The organism is Streptomyces sp. NPDC059679, from assembly GCF_042734105.1.
Taxonomy (GTDB): domain Bacteria; phylum Actinomycetota; class Actinomycetes; order Streptomycetales; family Streptomycetaceae; genus Streptomyces.
In genome coordinates this window covers 50410-71441 of record NZ_JBHWES010000008.1, presented here as the reverse complement: position 1 = coordinate 71441, position 21032 = coordinate 50410, and the positions used below count along the sequence as shown (strand labels likewise).

At 71.2% G+C, this 21032-nt stretch carries 19 protein-coding genes and 1 pseudogene; 9 read left to right on the top strand and 11 right to left on the bottom strand.

The genetic code is table 11. The features are described 5' to 3' along the window. Positions 1–45 precede the first annotated feature (45 nt). Entirely contained in the window at positions 46–834 is a 789-nt protein-coding gene (locus ACFV2X_RS12195; RefSeq protein ID WP_385614769.1) for an Fpg/Nei family DNA glycosylase, read from the top strand. A gap of 28 nt (positions 835–862) precedes the next feature. On the opposite strand, the gene ACFV2X_RS12190 is transcribed toward ACFV2X_RS12195, so the two are convergent. From ACFV2X_RS12190 to ACFV2X_RS12165, 6 genes are all read right to left on the bottom strand, one after another. Next, positions 863–2719, bottom strand: a complete 1857-nt coding sequence (locus ACFV2X_RS12190; protein WP_385614766.1) for a transglycosylase domain-containing protein — start codon at positions 2717–2719, stop codon at positions 863–865. Between the two features lie 148 nt (positions 2720–2867). Next, entirely contained in the window at positions 2868–4151 is a 1284-nt protein-coding gene (locus ACFV2X_RS12185) for a sensor histidine kinase (protein ID WP_385614763.1), read from the bottom strand. 2 nt (positions 4152–4153) lie between these two features. Then, a complete protein-coding gene (gene cseB / locus ACFV2X_RS12180; protein ID WP_385614760.1) occupies positions 4154–4990 on the bottom strand; it encodes a two-component system response regulator CseB in 837 nt (278 codons plus the stop codon). Then, entirely contained in the window at positions 4987–5700 is a 714-nt protein-coding gene (locus ACFV2X_RS12175) for a hypothetical protein (RefSeq protein ID WP_385614757.1), read from the bottom strand. The genes cseB and ACFV2X_RS12175 overlap by 4 nt, the downstream gene beginning before the upstream one ends. A gap of 64 nt (positions 5701–5764) precedes the next feature. Next, on the bottom strand, positions 5765–6736 hold the full coding sequence (locus tag ACFV2X_RS12170; RefSeq protein WP_385614754.1) for a CU044_5270 family protein: 972 nt from the start codon (positions 6734–6736) through the stop codon (positions 5765–5767). Continuing rightward, positions 6733–7281, bottom strand: coding sequence for an RNA polymerase sigma factor (locus ACFV2X_RS12165; RefSeq protein WP_385614751.1), 549 nt, complete (start codon positions 7279–7281; stop codon positions 6733–6735). Before ACFV2X_RS12165 ends, ACFV2X_RS12170 begins: the two co-directional genes overlap by 4 nt. A 105-nt stretch (positions 7282–7386) precedes the next feature. Here ACFV2X_RS12165 and ctaD point away from each other — a divergent pair, with 105 nt between their 5' ends. Both ctaD and ACFV2X_RS12155 read left to right on the top strand, forming a co-directional pair. Continuing rightward, positions 7387–9048, top strand: a complete 1662-nt coding sequence (gene ctaD / locus ACFV2X_RS12160) for a cytochrome c oxidase subunit I (protein ID WP_385614748.1) — start codon at positions 7387–7389, stop codon at positions 9046–9048. Further along, on the top strand, positions 9045–9386 hold the full coding sequence (locus tag ACFV2X_RS12155; protein WP_385614746.1) for a hypothetical protein: 342 nt from the start codon (positions 9045–9047) through the stop codon (positions 9384–9386). Before ctaD ends, ACFV2X_RS12155 begins: the two co-directional genes overlap by 4 nt. A 74-nt stretch (positions 9387–9460) precedes the next feature. Here the strand turns inward: ACFV2X_RS12155 and ACFV2X_RS12150 are convergent, their stop codons facing one another. The 5 genes from ACFV2X_RS12150 to ACFV2X_RS12130 all read right to left on the bottom strand — a co-directional run bounded on the left by ACFV2X_RS12150 (position 9461) and on the right by ACFV2X_RS12130 (position 14482). Beyond that, on the bottom strand, positions 9461–10117 hold the full coding sequence (locus ACFV2X_RS12150) for a LuxR C-terminal-related transcriptional regulator (protein ID WP_385614743.1): 657 nt from the start codon (positions 10115–10117) through the stop codon (positions 9461–9463). 160 nt (positions 10118–10277) lie between these two features. Continuing rightward, positions 10278–11033 (bottom strand): lysophospholipid acyltransferase family protein, encoded by a 756-nt coding sequence (locus ACFV2X_RS12145; RefSeq protein WP_385614740.1) that lies wholly within the window; start codon positions 11031–11033, stop codon positions 10278–10280. Positions 11034–11143: 110 nt separating this feature from the next. After that, positions 11144–11899 carry a GNAT family N-acetyltransferase gene (locus ACFV2X_RS12140; RefSeq protein ID WP_385614737.1) on the bottom strand — a complete coding sequence of 252 codons (756 nt, stop codon included), beginning with the start codon at positions 11897–11899 and terminating at the stop codon, positions 11144–11146. A 194-nt stretch (positions 11900–12093) separates the two neighbouring features. Further along, positions 12094–12747, bottom strand: coding sequence for a peptide deformylase (locus tag ACFV2X_RS12135; RefSeq protein ID WP_385614734.1), 654 nt, complete (start codon positions 12745–12747; stop codon positions 12094–12096). A gap of 226 nt (positions 12748–12973) precedes the next feature. After that, entirely contained in the window at positions 12974–14482 is a 1509-nt protein-coding gene (locus ACFV2X_RS12130) for an aminopeptidase P family protein (protein ID WP_385614731.1), read from the bottom strand. 277 nt (positions 14483–14759) lie between these two features. Here ACFV2X_RS12130 and ACFV2X_RS12125 point away from each other — a divergent pair, with 277 nt between their 5' ends. The 6 genes and pseudogenes from ACFV2X_RS12125 to dmpG all read left to right on the top strand — a co-directional run. Next, the gene (locus ACFV2X_RS12125) at positions 14760–15953 is read left to right on the top strand and encodes an MFS transporter (protein ID WP_385614728.1); all 1194 of its coding nucleotides are present in this window, start codon (positions 14760–14762) and stop codon (positions 15951–15953) included. A gap of 35 nt (positions 15954–15988) precedes the next feature. Continuing rightward, positions 15989–16855, top strand: coding sequence for a cupin-like domain-containing protein (locus ACFV2X_RS12120; RefSeq protein WP_385614725.1), 867 nt, complete (start codon positions 15989–15991; stop codon positions 16853–16855). After that, positions 16852–18147: an aminotransferase class I/II-fold pyridoxal phosphate-dependent enzyme gene (locus ACFV2X_RS12115; protein ID WP_385614722.1), complete on the top strand. Its 1296-nt coding sequence runs from the start codon at positions 16852–16854 to the stop codon at positions 18145–18147. Before ACFV2X_RS12120 ends, ACFV2X_RS12115 begins: the two co-directional genes overlap by 4 nt. After that, complete coding sequence (locus ACFV2X_RS12110) at positions 18144–19061, top strand: HpcH/HpaI aldolase/citrate lyase family protein (protein ID WP_385614719.1); 918 nt, start codon at positions 18144–18146, stop codon at positions 19059–19061. Before ACFV2X_RS12115 ends, ACFV2X_RS12110 begins: the two co-directional genes overlap by 4 nt. Beyond that, entirely contained in the window at positions 19048–19974 is a 927-nt protein-coding gene (locus ACFV2X_RS12105; RefSeq protein WP_385614716.1) for an acetaldehyde dehydrogenase (acetylating), read from the top strand. Before ACFV2X_RS12110 ends, ACFV2X_RS12105 begins: the two co-directional genes overlap by 14 nt. 5 nt (positions 19975–19979) lie before the next feature. Further along, positions 19980–20990 (top strand): annotated as a pseudogene (gene dmpG, locus ACFV2X_RS12100) (4-hydroxy-2-oxovalerate aldolase); the annotation flags it as partial. Between the last annotated feature and the right edge of the window lie 42 nt (positions 20991–21032).

Genomic DNA, 21032 nt, shown 5'->3' with positions numbered 1-21032 from the left:
GCGTCTTGAGGGGTGCGGTCGGCCATTCGGGCGTAATGTAGCGCTATGCCTGAACTGCCGGATGTGGAGGGTTTTCGGCGGGTATTGGCCTCCTGTGCGGAGGGCCGCCGGGTGGAGGGCGTCGAGGTGGGCGACGCCGGGGTGCTGCGCGGGGTGACATCTCAGCGGCTGCGGCGGGAGCTGACCGGCCGCCGCTTCGACGCACCGGAGCGGCATGGCAAATGGCTGATCGCCCGCACCGACGGTCCCACCGTACTCCTGCACTTCGGGATGACCGGAGATCTGACCTGCCATGAGCACGATGACCCGCCCCATCCGCACGACCGCGTCACCATCGTCCTCGACGACGGCCATGACCTCCGCTACCGGGACCAGCGCAAACTGCGCGGCCTGTGGCTGGCCGCCACCGACGCCGACCTCGACCGGATCCTGGGCGACCAGGGCCCGGACGCGCTGTCCGTGAGCCGCGCCGAACTCGACGAACGGCTGGCGGGGCGGCACGGACGGGTCAAGGCGACCCTCACCGACCAGTCCGTCGTCGCCGGGCTCGGAAATCTCCTCGGCGATGAGATCCTGTGGCGCGCCGGCATCAACCCGGCGCGGCGGACCGACGAGCTGACCCCCGAGGAACGCGCCCGGCTGGAGCGCGCGATGCGCGGTGTGCTGCTCACCTCGGTCCAGGCCGGGCACGTGCCCACCAGCCCCTCCTGGCTCACCGGCCGCCGCGACGACCCCGACCCGCACTGCCCGCGGTGCGGCAGCCCGCTGCGGCGCAGCCGGATGGCCGGGCGGACCACCGCCTGGTGCCCGCACTGCCAGCCGGGCGGGTCATGACCGGCCGGCCGGCAGTGCGGGCACGGGTTCAGCGCCGGAACACCGGATCCGGCACCGCCACCGCGGGAAACGCCTCCTCCAGGTCGAACCCGGACGCGGGCGTACCGCGCAGCGCCTCCCGCGTATAGGTGCTCCAGACCTTCTCGGGGACCTCCGTCCCGGTGTCCTTCAGCCGGATCTGCTTCCGGCTCTTCGCGCCCTCCCCGAAGAAGGCGACCGTCGTGACCAGGTCGGGGGTGTAGCCGACGTACCAGGACGCCTTCTTGTCGTCGGAGGTGCCGGAGATGCCCGCGGCGGGCCGGGCGAGGGAGCGCGCCGCCCGTGGTCCCTCGTCGTTCTTCACGAGGTCGGCGGTGAGGAAGTCGGCGGTCGCGCGGGTGACCGCCTGGTCGCCGACGGCTCCCGGCGGCCCGGCCGTCTCGTCACCGCGCCGGGCGGACTTCACGATGGTCGGTGTGACGCGCTTGCCGTGGCTGTCGATCGTGGCGTAAACGCCGGCCATCCGCAGCGGGCTCGCGCCCGCCAGGCCCAGCGTGACCGTCGTCGGGTCGGTGAGGCCGGTGATGTCCCGGGGCAGGCCGAGGGCCACCGCGATGTCCTTCACCTCCGTCCGGCCACCCTTTCGCCCCTGCTTGTTCTCCATCGCGGTGGCGGTCACCAGCGGCAGAAAGACGGGCCCCACCTGGTAGTCGGCGCGGGTGGCGTTGCTGAGGTAGTGCTTGGTGTAGTCCCGGCCGCCGTACAGCGCCAGCAGCCGGCCGCTCCCGGGGTCCACCGAGGCCGCCGCGCCCTGTGTGTCCGCGTCGCGCAGCGCCGGTTTCACCGCGCGCTCCAGGGCCCGCTGCTTGTCCGGGTCGATGTTGAGGGTGATCGTCCAGCCGCCCGCGGCCAGCTCCTGGTCGCTGACTCCGGCCGCGATGAGTTCGTTCCGTGCCGCGTCCACCAGATAACCGGCCTGTCCGCCCAGGCCCTGGGCGGGCTGCGGGGCGACCGGCACCGGGAAGCGCAGGGCCCGCCGCTCGCCCGCGTCCAGCCAGCCCATGTCGACCATGTTGTCCAGGACGTAGTTCCAGCGCCGGGTCACCAGCCGCTGCGCCGTGGGGGTCGCGACCGCCCAGTCGTACTGGCTGGGGGCCTGCACCAGCGCCGCGAGATAGGCGCCCTCGGCGACCGTCAGCTTCTCGACGTCCTTGTCGTAGTACGCCCGGGCCGCGGCCTGGACGCCGTAGGCCACCCGCCCGAAGTAGCTGGTGTTCAGATAGCCCGCGAGGATGTCGTCCTTGGAGTTCCGCTGGTCCACCTTGAGGGAGATGATCAGCTCCTTCACCTTGCGGGTGACGGTCTGCTCCTGGCTGAGGTAGTAGTTCTTGACGTACTGCTGAGTGATCGTCGAGCCGCCCTGGGTGCCCTTCCCGGTCACGGTGTTGACCAGGCCGCGCACGACGCCCACCGGATCGATGCCCGGGTCGTCGTAGAAGGTCTTGTTCTCGGCCGCGACAAACGCGTGCTGCACGGCTTTGGGCACCCTGCTCAAGGGGACCGACTCGCGGTTGATGTCGCCCGTGCGGGCCAGCACCGTTCCGTCGCTGTACTTGTAGACGTTGGCCTCGGCCTTCGCCAGGGCGTTGGCCTTGGGGATGTCGATGAGGTAGTAGAGGAGCGCGAAGGCCCCGACCAGCAGCGCGCACAGCGCGACGAAGTAGGCCAGGAGCCTGCGCCAGGTGAAGAAGCGCCGCAGACCGGTCCGCTTGACCCCGCCCTTCCCTCGCGCGCCCCTTCCCCGTAGTCCCCGTATCCCCCGTCTCGCTCTCCTTCTCGTACGGACCCCGGCCGTCTCCTCGCCGGCCGTCGCGCCGTCCGGCTCGCGCCGAGTGCGTAACGCCATACGCGGACCTGTCATACCGGGAGCACCTCCGTCGAGCCCCGCGAGATATTCGCGGGCGGCGCCATCCTCGACAGCGAAGATCTTCAAAACCGCAAAGCCCGGTATCGGCCCCGGCTCGGCCGGGCCTCGAATACCGCTCGGCGGTGTATCAGTCGTGTATCGGTGCGTGTATCGGTGCCTGTATCGGTGCCGCTTCGGGGCCCGCGGGGAGGCGCAGCGTGGCCGCCGCCCCGCCGTCCGCCGCGTTGCGGAAGGCCAGCTCGGCGCCGATGACCTCCGCCTGGCCCAGCGCGATGGTCAGCCCCAGACCGTGGCCCCGGCCGCGCTCCCGCGCCCCGGTACGGAACCGCTGCGGACCGTCCCGCAGCAGGTCGTCCGGGTAGCCGGGGCCGTGGTCGCGTACGGTCACGGTCCTGCGGTCCGGGTCGACCGTCACCTCGACCGGGGTGCGGCCGTGCCGATGGGCGTTGACGACCAGATTGGCCACGATCCGCTCCATCCGCCGCGGGTCCGTCCACACCGTCGGCCCGTCCCCGGCGCCCTCTTCCGTACCTTGGGCGGTGCGCAGCCGTACGTCCAGGGCGGTGCGGTCGACGGCCTCGGTCACCAGGAGCCCGAGGGGACAGGGCGACAGATCGGCCCGCTCCGCGCCGGCGTCCAGCCGGGAGATCTCCAGCAGGTCCTCGACCAGCGTGCTCAGCACCCGTACCCGGTCCCGTACATACCCGGTGGCCTCGCCCGGCGGCAGCAGTTCGGCGGCGGTCACCAGACCCATCAGCGGGGTGCGCAGCTCATGCGCCACATCGGCGGTGAACCGCTGCTCGCGGAGCAGCCGTTCCTGGAGCGCTGCCGCCATCGAGTCGACGGCCCCGGAGATCTCGGCGATCTCGTCGTGCGGGCGGGCACCGGCCGAGATACGGGCGTCCAGGTCACCGGCCGCGATCCGGCGCGCGGTCGCCGCCGCGGCGCGCAGCCGCCGGCTCATCCGCCCGGCGGTCACCACCCCGAGCGGCAGCACCACGGCGGTGGCGATCAGACCGGCCAGCACGATGTTGGTGTCGAGCGCGCTGATGTCCCGCATGGAGGTGTCCAGGTCCACGCGGACCGACAGGACCCGGTCGTCGGCGGGTCTGGCGGCCCACATCGCGGGCCCACCGGGCCCGGTGGTGAACTTGGTGCCCTGGTGCCCCTTGCGTACCAGGGAGCGCAGCCCGCCCGGGAGCCCGGGAGCGTCCAGCGCGGCCCCGGAGCCCTCGACCCCGCCGGTGCGGGCGTAGACGACGGCCGCCCGCTCCAGCGTGGTGCGGGCGGCGTCCCGCGCCTGTGACAGCTCGCGCTCCTGTGAGGCGCGGTGCACCAGCACGCCGACCGCCGCGGCCACCGCACAGGCGGCCGCCGCCACCAGAGCGGCTATCCGCCATCTCAGCGCCATCGTCAGCGCCGCAGCTTGTAGCCGAAGCCGCGGACCGTCTCGATCCGTTCCGCGCCTATCTTCGCCCGCAGCCGCTGGACATGGAGGTCGACCACGCGGGTGTCCCCGTGCCAGGCGTGGTCCCACACCCGGCTGAGCAGCGTACGGCGTTCCAGTACGACGCCGGGCGAGGCCGCGAACTCCAGCAGCATCCGCAGCTCGGTCGGCGTCAGGGCCAGGAGCCGGCCCGCGCGGCGCACTTCCATTCCGCGGGGGTCGATGGTCAGATCGCCGAAGGCGAGCGTCGCCGGCTCGTCCTCCTCGGCCGTCTCGCACTCCGCTCCGCCGGGCGCACTCCGCTGGACGGGGGCGAAGGAGGCGCGGCGCAGCAGGGAGCGGATACGGGCCACCAGCACCGCGCTCTCACATGGCTTGACCACATAGTCGTCGGCCCCCGCCTCCAGGCCGGAGACCACGTCCAAGGCGTCGCCGCGGGCGGACATCATCAGGATCGGGGCCAGGCTCAGCTCGCGGACCCTGCGGCACAGCCCGATGCCGTCCAGTTCGGGGAGCATGACGTCCAGCAGCAGCAGGTCGGGCCGGCGCTCGCGGAAGAGCTCCAGGCCGGTGAGACCGTCCCCCGCGGTGGACACGGTGAAGCCGTACCGCTCCAGGAGCATCCGGACCGTATTGCGGATCACCTCGTCGTCCTCGACGAGGAGAACGTGGGCCTCGGTGGTGGGGCCGGGCACGACGGGGCCGGGCACGACGGGGCCCGGTACGGCGGGGCCCGGTACGGCGGGGCCCGGTACGACGGGGCCCGGTTCAGCGGCCGCGGGCGGCGGGAAGGCAGAGGTCATGGCGTCCTCTTCGGCTCGGCGGACTCGGCCGGCACACCGCCGGGGACGGTCTCCGCGACGTCCGGGGTGCTGGAGGCGCCGCGCGGCGTGACGGAGGCCATGACCTCGCCGTTCCAGCGGAAGCGCACGGTGAACCGGCCGTCGACGCCGGTCGACGTGATGATCAGGTCGCGGCCGTACGTCTCGCCGGTGACGCCCAGTTGGCCCCAGTAGATCAGCACCGGTCTGATGGTTCGGCCCGTCGCCCGGTACACCTGGACCAGCGTCCGCTGGAACTTGGGCAGATCGACCGCGGCCACCAGCTCGTCCCGGCCGTCACCGGTCAGATCGCGCAGCACCGGCTTGCGCAGCGGGCAGTGGGCATCCGGACACCCGGTCAGTGACTCCTGGATCACCTTCGGCACATTGGGGTCCTTGTCCAGCAGCCGCTTGGGGGACAGCCCCGCCAGCCCGTCGGCGGGCGCGGACACGCCCTCGACGGGCAGATAGCGGACGAAGCCGGGGGCCGGACCCACCTGTTCGGGCGTGGACGGCGGCGTGAAGCCGGGCCACAGCGGTACGGCGCTGGTGGGCGGGGACAGCCGGGGCGCGGCGCCGTCGTCCTGGGCACCGGTCCCCGACGCGCAGCCCGCGATGCCCACGGCCGCGCCGGCGGCGACGAGAGCGGGCAGCAGGAGCCGCGCCCGCCGCTGTGAGGGAGAGGAGTGCATAGGCCGATCACCCTATGACACCCCTGCGCCGCACGGATGTTGTGCGGCTGCGTCGAAGTGACGCTTACGACAACCAGGCCGTGTACGAGAACACATCACCCGCCTTGAGCCGGTACTCGGGGTCGTCGCGGGTGCAGGTCTCCTCCATGTCGAGCACCCTTCCGTCGTCCGGGTCGAGGACGACCATCTGCTGCAACCCGCCGGTGGTGCGCACGAACGCCTGCCCCTCCCGGCCCATCCGGTCGGTGACCCGGCCGGCCGGGCGCAGGCCCGCGTCACGGGAGAGCAGGGTGGCCAGGTTCGCGATCTCGCGCGGGCCGGGAGTCCACACCCGGAGGAAGTCCTGGACCGCGCCCAGCAGTTCGTCCGGGTCGCGGTCCGCGCCCGGGTGCCAGACGGCGAGATAGTCGCGCAGCGCGGCGGCACCGGGCGGCGGCGGCTCGAAGTAGCTCTGGTTCGCGCCGTCGATGCCCGGCGGGTAGTTCTCCCGGCGCACCACCTTGCCGTCGTGGACCGTACGGGGCGGATCGCCGTCGTCGATGACCGGGCGCCCCGGGTGGCGGGGGTCGGTGGCGACCACGAGCAGCGAGCCGCTGCCGTCCGTGTTCCAGCGGGTCAGCGTCTCCTGGGGGACCGTCACCGCGTCCTTGCCCGACTCCAGGCCCATCGACCAGTCCTGGACATGGCTGCCGCGCACCGACTTCCCGGGCTCGGCCGCCGCCGCGGCGCGGGCCCGGCGGGCGATCTCCGCGAGCGATACATCGGCGGCGGAGGCGTGCGGCCGCAGCGCCACCGGGGCGGCCACGGCCGGGGAGGCGGCCGGGCCCGAGACGGTCAGGGCGATGGCGGCCACCGCCCCCGCCGTCGCCGTGGCCACGCCCATGACGACCCGCCGTACGGTACGGCGGCGCCGGGCCCCGGACACCAGCTGCCGCAGCCGCCGCTCGCCCTCGAAGCCCAGCGGCCGGTCCCGCCACCGCTCGGCGTCGGCGGGGACGGGGTCGGCGCCGCGGAGCAGGTCGAGTTCGTCGGTCATTTCCGTTCATCCTTCGTGCTCGTCCGCGCCGGTACCGGGACGGCCCCGCGCACCGTGTCGATCTGCGCCCGCAGCCGCTGCCGGGCCCGGTGCAGCCGCATGGCCGCGGCCGACCGGCCGCACCCCAGGACGGTGGCCAGCTCCTCGACGGTCAGCTCCTCCCACGCCGTCAGCTTCAGCACCTCCTGGTCGGCCTCGGTGAGCCGGTCCAGCGCCTCCAGCACCCAGGAGCCCGGCTGCTCGGCGTCCGGGCTCGGCACGGTGCGCCGACCCCCCGTCACCTCGTGATGGCCGAGCTTGGCGAGCAGCCTGCGGTACCGGCCGCGTCCACGTACGGCGTTGGCCAGGCAGTTGCGCGCCACCCCGTACAGCCAGGGCAGAGGCGACTGGGGCAGCTCGCGGCGGCGCCGCCAGGCGACGGTGAACACCTCCGCGACGACTTCCTCGACCTCGCTGGGCCGGCCGTCCAGCCGTCGGGCCACGAAGCGGCTCACCGCCCAGTAATGCTCACGGTAGGCGGTGTCGAAGGCTTCGTCGGGGCTCATGCCCGGTAGGTGTCCGGCATGCCTTCGATCATCACACCCCCATGAAGTTTTCTTTTTTCCGCCTCCCCCGTGACGGTCGGGAGGGGTGCCGGACACCTACCGGGCATGAGTAACAACAGTGTTGTCGCGGCACCGGCGCCCGTGCCCACGCGCCGCCCGAGCCCCGGTTCCGCGGCCGTACGGTGGCTGACGACCACCGATCACAAGACGATCGGGACGCTCTACCTCGTCACGTCGTTCGCGTTCTTCTGCATCGGCGGGATCCTGGCGCTGTTCATGCGCGCCGAGCTGGCCCGCCCGGGCCACCAGATCATGTCGAACGAGCAGTTCAACCAGGCGCTCACGATGCATGGCACGATCATGCTGCTGATGTTCGCCACACCGCTGTTCGCCGGCTTCGCGAACTGGATCATGCCGCTGCAGATCGGCGCGCCTGATGTGGCGTTCCCGCGGCTGAACATGTTCGCCTACTGGCTGTACCTGTTCGGCTCGCTGATCGCCGTGGGCGGGTTCCTCACCCCGCAGGGCGCGGCCGACTTCGGCTGGTTCGCGTACTCGCCGCTGTCGGACGCGGTCCGCTCGCCGGGCGTGGGCGCCGACATGTGGATCATGGGTCTGGCCTTCTCCGGCTTCGGCACCATCCTCGGCTCGGTCAACTTCATCACCACCATCATCTGCATGCGCGCCCCGGGCATGACGATGTTCCGCATGCCGATCTTCACCTGGAACGTGCTGCTCACCGGTGTGCTGGTGCTGCTGGCCTTCCCGGTCCTGGCCGCCGCGCTGTTCGCCCTGGAGGCGGACCGCCAGTTCGGGGCCCATATCTTCGACGCGGCCAACGGAGGGGCGCTGCTGTGGCAGCACCTGTTCTGGTTCTTCGGCCACCCCGAGGTGTACATCATCGCGCTGCCGTTCTTCGGGATCATCTCCGAGGTCATTCCGGTCTTCTCGCGCAAGCCGATGTTCGGCTACGTCTCCCTGATCGGCGCGACGATCTCGATCGCGGGCCTCTCGGTGACCGTGTGGGCACACCACATGTATGTCACGGGCGGTGTGCTGCTGCCGTTCTTCTCCTTCATGACGTTCCTGATCGCGGTGCCGACCGGTATCAAGTTCTTCAACTGGATCGGCACGATGTGGAAGGGGTCGCTGAGCTTCGAGACCCCGATGCTGTGGGCGGTCGGCTTCCTGATCACGTTTGTCTTCGGCGGGCTGACCGGTGTCATCCTGGCCTCGCCGCCGATGGACTTCCATGTCTCGGACACCTACTTCGTGGTGGCCCACTTCCACTACGTGATCTTCGGTACGGTCGTGTTCGCGATGTTCGCCGGATTCCACTTCTGGTGGCCGAAGTTCACCGGCAAGATGCTGGACGAGCGCCTGGGCAAGATCACCTTCTGGACGCTGTTCATCGGCTTCCACGGCACCTTCCTCGTCCAGCACTGGCTGGGGACGGAAGGAATGCTCCGCAGGATCCCGGACTATCTCGCCGCCGACGGCTTCACCACGCTGAACACCGTCTCGACGATCTTCTCCTTCGTGCTCGGCCTGTCGATCCTGCCGTTCTTCTACAACGTCTGGAAGACCGCCAAGTACGGCAAGAAGATCGAGGTCGACGACCCGTGGGGCTACGGCCGCTCGCTGGAGTGGGCGACCTCCTGCCCGCCACCGCGGCACAACTTCACCTCGCTGCCCCGGATCCGCTCCGAATCCCCGGCGTTCGATCTGCACCACCCCGGGGCCGCCGAGCGCGAGTCGGTGATATGAGCGCCCTGCGCCCCGGCGATATCGCCATGGGCATCAGCCAACTGGATGGCTATCTGCTGCTCCAGGCGGAACGCGAGCGGGCCTGCGACCGCGCGCGCCGGTTCGTGGACCGGCTGGACTGGCTGACCGTCGCCCAGCGCGAGGAGGTCGAACGCCTCTACGCGCAGGACCAGTGGGACCTCACCGAACAGAACCTGCGCAAGGTGGCGCGGCGCGCCGAGGAACTGCGCGCGGAGTACCAGGGGATCTACCGTCGGCTGCGGCTCCGGTTGCTGGTGGCCGCCCTGCTCGGCGGGGTCGCGCTGACCGTCGTCGCCACCACGCTCGCGGCGGGGTAGCGGCGGCGGGTACGTGGGGAGGGCCGAGCCCTCCCCCTCGGCGGCACGCCCCCTGCCGTGCCGCCGGGAGGGGGCTATTTGACGAAGTCCGGGAGCACTCTGGCCGGCCAGGTGCCGACCGTCAGCATGCCCGCCGAGTAGGCGCGGGACACCAGGGCCGCGCGGTTGGGCGCCTTGAGCTTCCGCAGCATCGAGCTCACGTGGTATTCGATGCCCTGCCTGCTCAGATAGAGCTTGGAGGCCAGCTGTACGGTCGAGGCGCCGGTGGCCACCCCTTCGAGTATCTGGGCCTCCAGAGGGGAGAGCAACAGCCGCCGCAGCGTGGTGGCTTCGTCGAGGACCGCCTCGTCGTCCGGTTTGACCAGTACGACGATGGCGGACAGCTGATCCGAGGGGCCCTCGATGGCCGTACCGGTCAGATCGCCGGAGAACACCTGGCCGTCCGTGCGGCATCCGACGACGCGCTCGGTGAACCGGGTGCGCCGCCCGTCGTGCAGACGCGAGAAGTGTTCCCGCAGTACGGCAGGGGCGCTGGGGTGCAGCAGATCGAACAAATCGCGGCCGCACAGCTCCGCCGACGAACCGCCGAAGTGGCGGAAGAAGTCGTCGTCACCCGCGAGGATCCGCAGGTCGGAGGTGAGGGTGGCCATACCGGTGGCGTACCGGCCGCCCTCTTGGGAGGCTTTGGGGCGATCGGGGGTGACCTGGGCGGTGTGGGGGTGGGCAGCCAAGGGTAGTCACCACTTTCTGTCGTATCGGCAACGGCTGTGGATTCTGGTGACGGGTGTTTAGATCCGCTTCAAGGTGTATACCAATGTTGCGCCCCATTGCCACTGACCGTTTCCGAAAGACTTGCGCCCGTTTCTGCCCGAGTGGAGTTTTGCCTGGGGTTCAGCCGTGTGTGGACAACTCCGCGCCGCATACGGCCGCCTGGGCCCGCGCGGCGAGGCTCCGCCGGTCGTCCACGCCCGGCAGGGCCGACAGCGGCTGGTGTATCCGCATCCGCACGGTCAGCCCGGTGGCGCGCAGCACCCGCCGTACGGAGCTGCCGAAGTCGTCCTCGCCGACGAAGGCGGCCACCGTGGTCGGCGCTCCATGCTGAAGATAGTCCAGGGTCACCGGCCGGATCGGCGCCCCGGCGTCGATCGCCGCCTGGAAGGTGGCCTGCCGGAAGTTGCCGCCCGTTCCGGCACACCAGGTGACACCCTGCGGGAAGACCATGACCGAACGGCCGGAACGCAACTGCCCGGACATCATCGCGACGGTGTCCGGCAGCCCGCGCAGCGTGGATCGGTCGATGAACAGCGTCCCCGCCCGCCGCACCAGCGAGCCGGCCACCGGCCACTCCCCGACCTCGCGCTTGGCCAGCATGGTCACCGGCTCCACGGCGAGCAGGGAGATGATGTCCAGCCACGAGATGTGGTTGGCGACGACCAGTGTGCCCGTACGGCCCGGTACGCTCAGCGGCCCGCCGTGCACCTCCAGCCGGATGTCCAGGGCGTCCAGCATCGCCGCGGCGCGGGCCCGCAGCGTGTCGGGCTCGGCGAGCCGTTTGCCGCGCAGCAGCGCGCCCGCCGCCACCCGGGCGAAGGACGCGGCGCGCCCGGCCACGCGCGAGGCCGGCACCCGGGCGGCGGCGTGCGCCACACAGCGGGTGGTACTACACGGTGACCAGGCGGTCCACGGGGACCCGGCGGCCCCCGTATCCCGTATAGCTCCCGGCGCCCCCGCATGCGAGGGCGCCGGTACCGGCAGGGTCATCGGGACTCGCCCAGGAAGTAGCGCCGATAGCGGTCGTTCATCTTCTCCGTGTCCAGCAGCACGAAGAAGTCGGCGTCGTCGAAGTCCCGCTCGTGCTGCGGCGCCCCGCACATCCAGGCCCCGACCCGCAGATAGCCGCGCAACAGCGGCGGCAGCGCGGCGTAGCCCGGTTCGGCGACCAGCGCCCGGGTGGGCATCCACGGGTCGCGCGGGAGCACCCGCACATCGGCGGGCGCGGCGTGCCGGGTGGTGCCCAGTAGCCAGGCGTCCGCCGCGGCCTGCCCGCCGTCGGCCAGCGGGACCGAGGCGCAGCCCGCGAGATAGCGGTGGCCGGACAGCAGCACGTACCGGGCCAGCCCGGCCCACATCAGATTGATCACCGCACCCGAGCGGTGGTCGGGGTGGACACAGGCCCGGCCCGCCTCGACCATCGAGAGGCGTATCTCGTCCGGGAGTCCGCGCAGATCGAACTCGGTTTCCGAGTACAGCCGCTCGCTGCGCCCGGGCGGCAGCAGCCGGTAGGTGCCGACCACGGTGTCCGTCGAGGTGTCCGTGACGATCAGATGGTCCATGACCTCGTCGAACTCGTCCACGTCCCGGTCGCCTACGGTGTGCAGCCGGGCTCCCTTTTCCTGCCCGAAGACCTGGTAGCGCAGCCGCTGGGCGGCGTGGATCTGCTCTTCGGTGTCCGCGATCGAGGTGACGTAGGAGCGGGCGTCCGCCGGAACCGAAGTTGTCGAGAGCACATGCATTCCTGTTCTCCGTTCAGGGGAGTCGAGCACCAGCGAAGGCTTGGAATGGCTTCGCAAGTGTTGCCCCGGCACGAGAACGCGGCAGTGTCCGGACGGTGATTCGACGACTGCCGGACGATGACGAACGTGTGCCGCCACGGGCGCCACATGTGATGTCCACCCGGGGGACGCCCACGCGTCGTCGGAGACGGGGTTTACCGCTCGGCCGGGCCCGGCAGCGGGAAGCCGAGCGCGCGGGCCGCGTCGGCGGGGGTGGGCTGGGACCACAGCTCGGCGACGGAGCGCGCCGAGGCGAGCGAGCGGGTCTCGGCCCGGTCGAGGTAGAGCGTGCCGTCGAGGTGGTCGGTCTCATGCTGGACGATACGCGCGGGCCACCCCGCGAACTCCTCGTCGAGCTCACGCCCCCGCTCGTCCTGGCCCCGCAGCCGGATCCGCTCGGGGCGGGCGACCACGGCCTGCCACCCGGGCACGCTGAGACAGCCCTCGAAGAACGCCGCCCGGCGGCCGGGGTCGCCCACCGGCTCGTACGAGGTGTTGACGAGCACCCGGAAGGGCAGCGGCACCCGCCCGCGCGCCTCCCGCATCTCCGCGCTCACCTCGGCCGGGTCCTCGATGACCGCGATCCGCAGCGGAATGCCGATCTGCGGGGCGGCCAGGCCGACCCCCGGGGCGGCCTGCATGGTCTCCCGCATGGCCCGCACCAGCCGGTCCAGTTGCCCGGCGGACAGCTGCCCCTCGTACGGAAGGGCGGGTCGGCGCAGGACCGGGACTCCCGCCGCGACGATCGGCAACGGGTGGGGGCCGGCGAGGAGTTCGTCGATGAGCTCGGGCAGCGGGGCGGTCGGCATGGGGACAGCCTGGCAAGGGCCGGGCCGCCGCGGCAAACCGAATGTGGTGGAAGGCTGAACAATACGGGGCCCGGGTCCGTACTCCCCGGCAGAGCCTCCGGGGAACCCACGCCTCCGGAGGCTCGCCCGGGTCGCGCCGACCCGGGCCGGCTGCCGCTCCGCGGTGACTCTCCCCGTTGTGCGCCGCGGGGCGGCAGCCTCGCACCCCAGACGGTGGGGAGCGGCGTCAGGCCTTCAGACCGGCCATCCATGCCTCGACCTCGTCCGCCTGCCGGGGCAGGCCGGCCGACAGGTTCTCGGTGCCGTCGTCGGTGACGAGGATGTCGTCCTCGATCCGCACCCCGATACCGCGGTACTCCTCGGGCACGGTCAGATCGTCGGGCTGGAAGTACAGCCCGGGCTCGACGGTGAGCACCATCCCGGGCTCCAGCGTGCCGTCGACGTACATCTCGGTACGGGCCGCGGCGCAGTCGTGGACGTCGAGGCCGAGCATGTGGCCGGTGCCGTGCAGGGTCCAGCGGCGCTGCATACCGAGTTCGAGGGCCTTGTCCACCGACAGGTCGCCGAGCAGGCCCCAGTCCACCAGGCGCTCGGTGAGCACCCGCTGGGCGGCCTCGTGGAAGTCGCGGTAGCCGGCGCCGGGCTTGACGGCGGCGATTCCGGCCTCCTGCGCGTCGTACACCGCGTCGTAGATCTTGCGCTGGATCGGGGTGAAGCGGCCGTCGATGGGCAGGGTGCGGGTCACATCCGCGGTGTAGAGGTTGCGGGTCTCCACGCCCGCGTCGAGCAGCAGCAGTTCACCGGGGCGGACCGGGCCGTCGTTGCGCACCCAGTGGATGGTGGTGGCGTGCGGGCCGGCGGCGCAGATGGAGGCGTAGCCGACGTGGTTGCCCTCGACGCGGGCGCGCAGGAAGAACGTGCCCTCGACATAGCGCTCGGAGGTGGCCTCGGCCGCTTCGAGGACCTTGACCACGTCCTCGAAGCCGCGCGCGGTGGCCTCGCAGGCGAAGCGCAGTTCGGCGATCTCGAACTCGTCCTTCACCCGTCGCATCTCGGAGAGGAAGACGCGGAACTCCTCGTCGCGCTCGGCGGTCACCTTGTCGTGCAACGCGGTCTCGACACCGGCGTCGTAGCCGCGCAGCACCCGGACCGGGCCGGTGGCCCCCTTCAGCCCGTCGGCCAGCTTGCGGACGTCCTCGCAGGGCAGGCCGAGAAGCATCTCGTTCTCGGTGAGGCTGTTGCGCCGGCCGTCCCACAGCTCGCCCTGCGCCGAGAGCCAGAACTCGCCGTTCTCACGGTCGGAGCGGGGCAGCAGATACGCGGTGGCCGCATGGCCGCCCTCGCTCCGTGGCTCCAGCACCAGAACGCCGTCAGCGCATTCAGCGGGCCGGTCGCCGGTCAGATAGACGTAGTCGGAGGAGGGGCGGAAGGGGTAGTCCGTGTCGTTGGCGCGGACCTTCAGCCGGCCGGCCGGAATCACCAGGCGCTCGCCGGGGAAACGGGCGGAGAGCGCGGCGCGACGGCGGGCGGTGTGCGCGGCCTGCGGGATGGGCTCGAGGTCGTGTCGCTCGGTGTCGGCCCAGCCCTGCTTCATGTTCTCGGCGAGCTCGTCGCTCACGCCTCGCCCCAGGCCGTTCTTGCGCTGCCGTAAGGTCTCGGACTGCTCGCCCTCCGGGCCCTCCGGGGCCTGGAGCTCCCGCTCGGGCCCCTGGCTCTCGGACGTCCGCTCGGTCACGACTGCCTCCTCGGTCGAATCGGTTACGGCCGCCTCCCCATGGCCAACCGGGCGACGGCCCGCCTATTATGACGATTCGCTGTATTGAGCGGGCGGAACGGGGGAACAGGGTTCGACACGGTCGGTGCGGAACAATTCGTTCCTGAACCTGTGGCGTTCCTTGAGTTTCCCGGATCGAGATCGTCAGTAATTTTCGGAATGGCCGTTTCACACTGACGGGGGCAGGGTGTCCGAAAGCACAGCGAGCTTGAATTCTGGGCTCGGGTCCTATTTCCGATTGCTACGGGCGTCCGGCGCCGCCGCGCTGGCGTTCTGGGGGATGGTCGGCCGATTCCCCATCGCCATGCGGTCCCTGAGCTGCGTGATGCTGATCTCCTCGGTCACCGGGTCGCTGGCGGACGCCGGGACGGTGGCCGCGGCCATGCTCGTCTCGCAGGGCGTGGCCAGCCCGGTGCTGGGGCGGCTGGCCGACCGGCTCAGCCAGCGGCGGGTGCTGCTCACCGCGTGCCTGGCGCATGCGGTGGGGATGGCGCTGCTGCTGGTGTCGATCCTGCTGGAGGCCCCGCTGTGGCTGCTGATCGTCCCGGCGGTGGCCACCGGATGCGCCTCGGTCTCGTTCACCTCGTTCATGCGGGCGCGGTGGGCGGCGATGGCCGACCGGGGAGCGCTGCGGACGGCCTACGCCCTGGAATCCATGCTGGACGAGACGATTTTCCTGCTGGGGCCGCTGCTGGCCACCGCCCTCGCCTCGGCGGTGCACCCGGCCGCGGGCCTGATCGCCTGCGCGGTCCTGACCTTGACCGGCTCCATCGCCCTGGCGCTGCACCGCCGGTCCGAGCCGGTGCCCGAGCCGACCCCCGGCCGCGGCCCCCAGCGGGCGATCGCGGTGCCCGGGGTGCGGGTGCTGATGGTCTCCTACGCGGGGACGGGATTTCTGCTCGGCGCGGTCGACGTCACGATGATCGCGTTCGCCCAGGAGCGGTCGGCTTCCGGGCTTGCCGGGGTGTTCCTGTCGCTGACGGCGGTGGGCAGCCTGATCGCCGGGGCGGTCTACGGGGCGGTGAACTGGCGGCTGTCACAGGCGCGGCTGCTCTCGATCACCACCTCCGTGCTGACCCTCGGCGTGATTCCCCTGGCCTTCGCGGACTCCTTACTGGTGATGGGCCTCCTCGCCGTGGTCGCGGGCGTGGCGATCTCCCCGGGGCTGATCGCGGGCAGCACGCTGCTGGAGTCGCTGGCCCCCAAGGGCTCCTTGTCGGAGGGTTTCTCGTGGCTCACCAGCGCCGGGGCCCTCGGTATCGCCCTGGGCACGGCCGTGGGCGGGCGGCTGGCCGACCCGGGCGGCTTCGAGCAGGCGGCGTGGGCGGCGGTCGGCGGCGGGATCCTCGCCATGGGGCTGAGCCTCGTAGGACAGCCGGCGCTTCTGAGGACGAGGCCGGCCCCGGAAGCGGCTTCGGGAACCACCGTTTGAGAACAATGACGTTACGACAGCGTGAGGACTGAGTTGTGAGCACAGCGCATGGCGTGTCCGAGCGGAAGGGACTCGGGGGATTACCGGTTCCCCGTCTCTCGTTCGACGAGTTCCTGGCCTTCGGGCGACGGGCCCTCATCCGGGCGGATGTCCCCGTGGTGATCGATTTACCGAAAGGCGCCCGGGGCCTCGGCAGAGAAGGCGTGGCCGAGCGCCTTGGAAACATGAAGGTGACCCTGTTCACCGAGCCGAGCGACAAGCGGAATTCACGGCGGTGGACCACCAAGGAGATCCGGCTCCGCGAGTTCTTCGACGACGACCGATACCAGACCGACCCCGGCACCTGGAACCGTATCGTGTCGAACATCCGCAACAGCCCGGCCGATGTCGACGCGATCCTCGGCTTTGACGCCGGAGAACTGTTCGACTACCGACGCTCGTTGAACGCCGCCAACCTGTGGATCAGCCACCGCGGAGTGTTCACCCAAAGCCACTTCGACGAGCTGGAGAACTTCAACATAGCGCTGGAAGGCCGTAAGCGGTTCGTCCTGGCACCCCCGGGATTCCTGGAGTACTACCCGAGGTCGATCGCGCGCGGGTTCGGCGACAAGTCCCAGGCATTCGACTTCGACGAGGTCGACCGGCGGCGCTTCCCCAAGCTCGTCTCCAAACTGGCCGAGCGCCGGGAGCTGATCCTGGAGCCCGGGCAGATGCTCTACCTCCCGCTCGGCTGGTGGCACCAGGCCGAATCACTGGACGAGATGAACATCAACATGAACTTCTGGCTGCGCGACCCGAAGATCCTCCGCAGACCCTATGTGCTGGGCGTCGCGCTCTACACGGCCGCCTACCGCAAGCTCAAGGGCGTCTACAACTACCAGCCGGCCGAGGCGGCGTCATGAGCGGGCGCAAAACCATCGGGTGCAAAACCATCGAGCCCACGCACCGGTACCGCAACAACGACAAGGCCGTCGGCGTCGGAAACGCCTTCTGGGACCTGTCCGAGCGCAACGGCCTCGCCGGGATCGTGGCCGAACTCGACGACGGCAACCCCAGTGTGCTGCACACCGAGGACGGCCACGAGTTCACCAACTTCACCTGCTGCTCCTATCTGGACCTGGACTCGCACCCCAAGGTCATCGAGGGCGCGGTCGCCGCGCTGCGCCGGTTCGGGGTGCTGGACCACTGCATTCCGCGCAGCCGGGTGCAGATCCCGGCGCTGCTGGAGCTGGAGGCATCGCTCGGCGAACTGTTCGGCGCCGACGTGGTGGCCGCGATCTCGGCTGGCGTGGCCAGCGCCGGACTGCTGCCGCTGATCGCCTCCGGGCATCTGGGCAACGGGGTCAGACCGCTGATGGTGTTCGACAAGAACTGCCATGTGTCCATGGCCGGGGCCAAGCCCGCCTGCGCCGACGAGACGGAGGTGGTCAGCTGCGGCCACCACGACCTCGGATTCCTCGAGGACATGTGCAAGCGGTACGAGCGGGTCGCCTACGTCATGGACGGCTCGGACAGCCTGGGCGGATACGCGCCGGTGCGAGAACTGGCGGAGCTGCAGGAGAAGTACGGCCTGCTGGTGTACTACGACGACTCGCACTCCCTCTCGGCGTACGGGGACCGCGGCATCGGCTACATACGCACGCACTGCCCCGTGCTGGACGAGCGGACGATCACCGTCGCGACCCTCAACAAGGCGTTCGGGACCAGCGGCGCGGCCATCCTGCTCGATGGCTACCCGAAGGACACGCTGCGCGTGGTCGAGCGGTTCGCGGGTGCCCTCAGCTACTCGCAGCCGATGAACACCGCCGCGGTCGGGGCCTCGCTGGCCTCGGCGGAGATCCACCGCACCGAGGAGCTGACCGAGCTCCAGGGGCGGCTGCGGGCCAATATCGCGCTCTTCGACAGCCACATCAAGACCGAGCAGACCGGGACGACGTTCCCGATCCGTCTCGTACCGATGAGCGACGAGACGGTCATCGAGGCGGGCCGCCGGGTGTACCGGGCCGGGTTCTACGTGTCCCCGGTGTTCTTCCCGATCGTCCCCCGCGGCACCGCGGGCCTGCGGGTGATGCTCCGCGCGGGCCAGACCGAGGAGCAGATCCGCGGGCTGTGCGCGGCCCTGGCCGACGTGGGCGTCCCGCAGGCGGCCCCCGTGCCGGAGCGGGCATCCGTGCCGGTGGAGGGGGCCGGATGACGGGCACCGCCCGGGCGATCCCGCGCTCCATCCTGTACACGCCCGCGCTGTCGCTCGACCGGGTCGTGGGGGCGTGGTCCTACGACGCGGATGTGCATCTGGTCGACCTGGAGGACGCCGTTCCGCCACCGGAGAAGTCCGCGGCGCGCAGGGTGTGCCGGGCGGCGCTGGAGAAGGCGCCGGAGCCCGCGAACGCCGCCGTACGCGTCAACGAGTTGGGCACCATCGAGGCGGTGCACGACATCGTGATGCTCGCCGAATGCCCGGTCAAGCCCGGCTTCATCGTGATGACGATGGTGAAGTCCGCGGTCGAGGTGGCGCTGATGCGCGACACCCTCGCCTCGGCGGGGGCCCGGCCGCAGATCTATGTGACCGTGGAGACCCCGGCCGCCGTCGCCGACGTCGACGCCATCGCGGCGGCCGCCGACGGGCTGATCCTCGGTTCGGCGGACCTGGCCGCCGCCCTGGGCATCCAGATCAGCTGGGCGGGGCTGCTCGCCGCCCGCCAGGCGATGGCCCTGGCCGGCGCCCGGCACGGCACCGCCCTGATCGACACCGCCAACTTCCGGCTGGCCGAGCCGGAAACGCTGGCCGAGGAGATCGACCGGGTGCGCGAGCTGGGCTTCCACGGCAAGGTGACCGTGCACCCCAGCGAACTGGCCGCGATCAACCAGGCCCTGCGGCCCGACCCGGCCGGGCTGCGGCTGGCCCGGCGGGTGACCGAGGCCGTACGGGCGGCGGACGGCGGAATCGCGGTCCTGGACGGGAACATGGTCGGCCCGCCGTTCGCCCGGATGGCGCGCGCGACAGTGGCGCGCGGGGACGCCTGGGCCGAGCGGTTCGGGAGGGGTGGCACGGGCGATGTGGATGGTGTCGGTGATGACGGCGAGGAGGCGGGCCATGACCGTCGCTGAGCGCGCCACCGCCGGGTCCGCCACCGTCCCGCCCATCACCGTCGCCGTCATCGGCACCGGGGTCATCGGCCGGGACCTGGTCGGCAAGGTCCACCGCTCCACCGTGCTGAACTGCGGCCTGGTGGCCGGGCGCAACCCCGAGTCCGAGGGGTTACGGTACGCCGCCGAGCTCGGCTGTCCGACCACGGCGGAGGGCATCGACGCGATCCTCGCGGCCCCGCGCCCGTACGACGTGGTGTTCGACGCCACCAACGCGATGTCGCACGCCGAACACTGGCGGCTGCTCCAGCCGCTGGACACGCTGCTGATCGACCTGACCCCCAGCCGGGTCGGCCGGATGGTGGTGCCCACGGTGACCGGGACCCGCCCACCGGCCGAGCGCAACGTCAGCCTCATCAGCTGTGGCGGACAGGCGTCGATCCCGATCGCCCACGCCCTCGCCCAGCGGTTCGAGGTGGCGTACATCGAGGCCGTCTCCACCGTGGCCGGCACCATCGCGGGCCGGGCCACCCGGCTCAACCTCGACGAGTACATCGCCACCACCCAGCACGCCCTCACCACGCTCGCAGGCGTACGCGACACCAAGGCGATCCTCAACATCAGCCCGGCCGTGCCCCCGGCCACCTTCCGGACCGCCGTCCACGCGATCGTCCCCGGGGCCGACGCCGAGGCGGTGCGTGCCCTGGTCGACGACGCCGCCGAGCGGGTGCGGGCGCATCAGCCCGGGTACGAGGTCATCGCCTGCACGGTGACCGGCGACCGGGTCGTGGTCTCCCTGGAGGTCACCGCGGACAGCGACGTACTGCCCCGTTACGCCGGAAACCTGGACATCATCAACTCGGCCGCCATCCTGGTCGCCGAGCAGCACGCGGCCCGGCTCGCCTCAGCCGCCTGGACGGCGGTGGGCCGATGAGGTCCGTGGTGATGTACGACCCCACCTTGCGCGACGGCCAGCACGCGGTGCGGCATCGACTCGGCGTGGCGGCGTTGCGGGGGTACGCCGAGGCGGCCGACGCGGCCGGGATCCCGGTGGTGGAGGTGGGCCACGGCAACGGCCTGGGCGCCTCCTCCCTCCAGGTGGGGCGGGCCGCCGTCAGTGACGACGAGATGCTGTCGACCGTGCGGGAAGCCCTGCGGCACAGCAAAATGGGGGTGTTCATGCTGCCCGGCTGGGGCACCTCCGACGATCTGCGCAAGGCCGTGGCGCACGGCGCCGATGTGATCCGCATCGGTGTGCACTGCACCGAGACCTCGCTGGCCGAGCGCCACCTCGGGCTGCTGGCGGAGCAGGGCGCGGAGGCGCACTGCGTGCTGATGATGAGCCATATGGCCACCCCCGCCGAACTCGCCGAGCAGGCCACGCGCGCGGTCGGGTACGGGGCACGGGCGGTCGGCATCATGGACTCCGCGGGCCACTTTCTGCCGCAGGACGTCACCGACCGGATCGGTGCGATGGTCGAGGCCGTCGGGCCGTTGGGCGTACCGGTGATCTTCCATGGCCACAACAACCTCGGCATGGCCGTCGCCAACTCCGTGGCCGCCGCCGAGGCGGGGGCCGGGATCATCGACGGCTGCGCGCGCGGCTTCGGCGCCGGGGCGGGGAACACCCAGCTCGAGGTGGTGGTGCCGGTGCTGGAGCGCACCGGGTTCGCCACCGGCATCGATCTGTACGCGCTGCTCGACGCCGCCGAGTTCGCCGAGCGGGAGCTGATGCCCGCGCCGCCGGTCACCGGCTCGCTGTCCATCGTCAGCGGTCTGGCCGGGGTGTTCTCCGGGTTCAAACACCAGGTGCTCGACCACTCCGGGCGGGCCGGAGTCGACCCGCGCGATGTGTTCTTCGAGCTCGGCAGAAGGCAGGCCATCGCCGGGCAGGAGGATTTGATCGTCGACGTGGTGGCCGAGCTGAGCGCCCGGAAGGCCACCCTATGAGCGTGTCTTGGTGCGCTGTGCGGGCTGGACTGAGGAGCCGCG

Coding starts and splice junctions, on each gene's coding strand:
- ACFV2X_RS12195 (WP_385614769.1), top strand. CDS start 46: ATGCCTGAACTGCCGGATGTGGAGGGTTTTCGGCGGGTATTGGCCTCC.
- ACFV2X_RS12190 (WP_385614766.1), bottom strand. CDS start 2,719: ATGGCGTTACGCACTCGGCGCGAGCCGGACGGCGCGACGGCCGGCGAG.
- ACFV2X_RS12185 (WP_385614763.1), bottom strand. CDS start 4,151: ATGGCGCTGAGATGGCGGATAGCCGCTCTGGTGGCGGCGGCCGCCTGT.
- cseB (WP_385614760.1), bottom strand. CDS start 4,990: ATGACCTCTGCCTTCCCGCCGCCCGCGGCCGCTGAACCGGGCCCCGTC.
- ACFV2X_RS12175 (WP_385614757.1), bottom strand. CDS start 5,700: ATGCACTCCTCTCCCTCACAGCGGCGGGCGCGGCTCCTGCTGCCCGCT.
- ACFV2X_RS12170 (WP_385614754.1), bottom strand. CDS start 6,736: ATGACCGACGAACTCGACCTGCTCCGCGGCGCCGACCCCGTCCCCGCC.
- ACFV2X_RS12165 (WP_385614751.1), bottom strand. CDS start 7,281: ATGAGCCCCGACGAAGCCTTCGACACCGCCTACCGTGAGCATTACTGG.
- ctaD (WP_385614748.1), top strand. CDS start 7,387: ATGAGTAACAACAGTGTTGTCGCGGCACCGGCGCCCGTGCCCACGCGC.
- ACFV2X_RS12155 (WP_385614746.1), top strand. CDS start 9,045: ATGAGCGCCCTGCGCCCCGGCGATATCGCCATGGGCATCAGCCAACTG.
- ACFV2X_RS12140 (WP_385614737.1), bottom strand. CDS start 11,899: ATGCATGTGCTCTCGACAACTTCGGTTCCGGCGGACGCCCGCTCCTAC.
- ACFV2X_RS12135 (WP_385614734.1), bottom strand. CDS start 12,747: ATGCCGACCGCCCCGCTGCCCGAGCTCATCGACGAACTCCTCGCCGGC.
- ACFV2X_RS12115 (WP_385614722.1), top strand. CDS start 16,852: ATGAGCGGGCGCAAAACCATCGGGTGCAAAACCATCGAGCCCACGCAC.
- ACFV2X_RS12110 (WP_385614719.1), top strand. CDS start 18,144: ATGACGGGCACCGCCCGGGCGATCCCGCGCTCCATCCTGTACACGCCC.
- ACFV2X_RS12105 (WP_385614716.1), top strand. CDS start 19,048: ATGACCGTCGCTGAGCGCGCCACCGCCGGGTCCGCCACCGTCCCGCCC.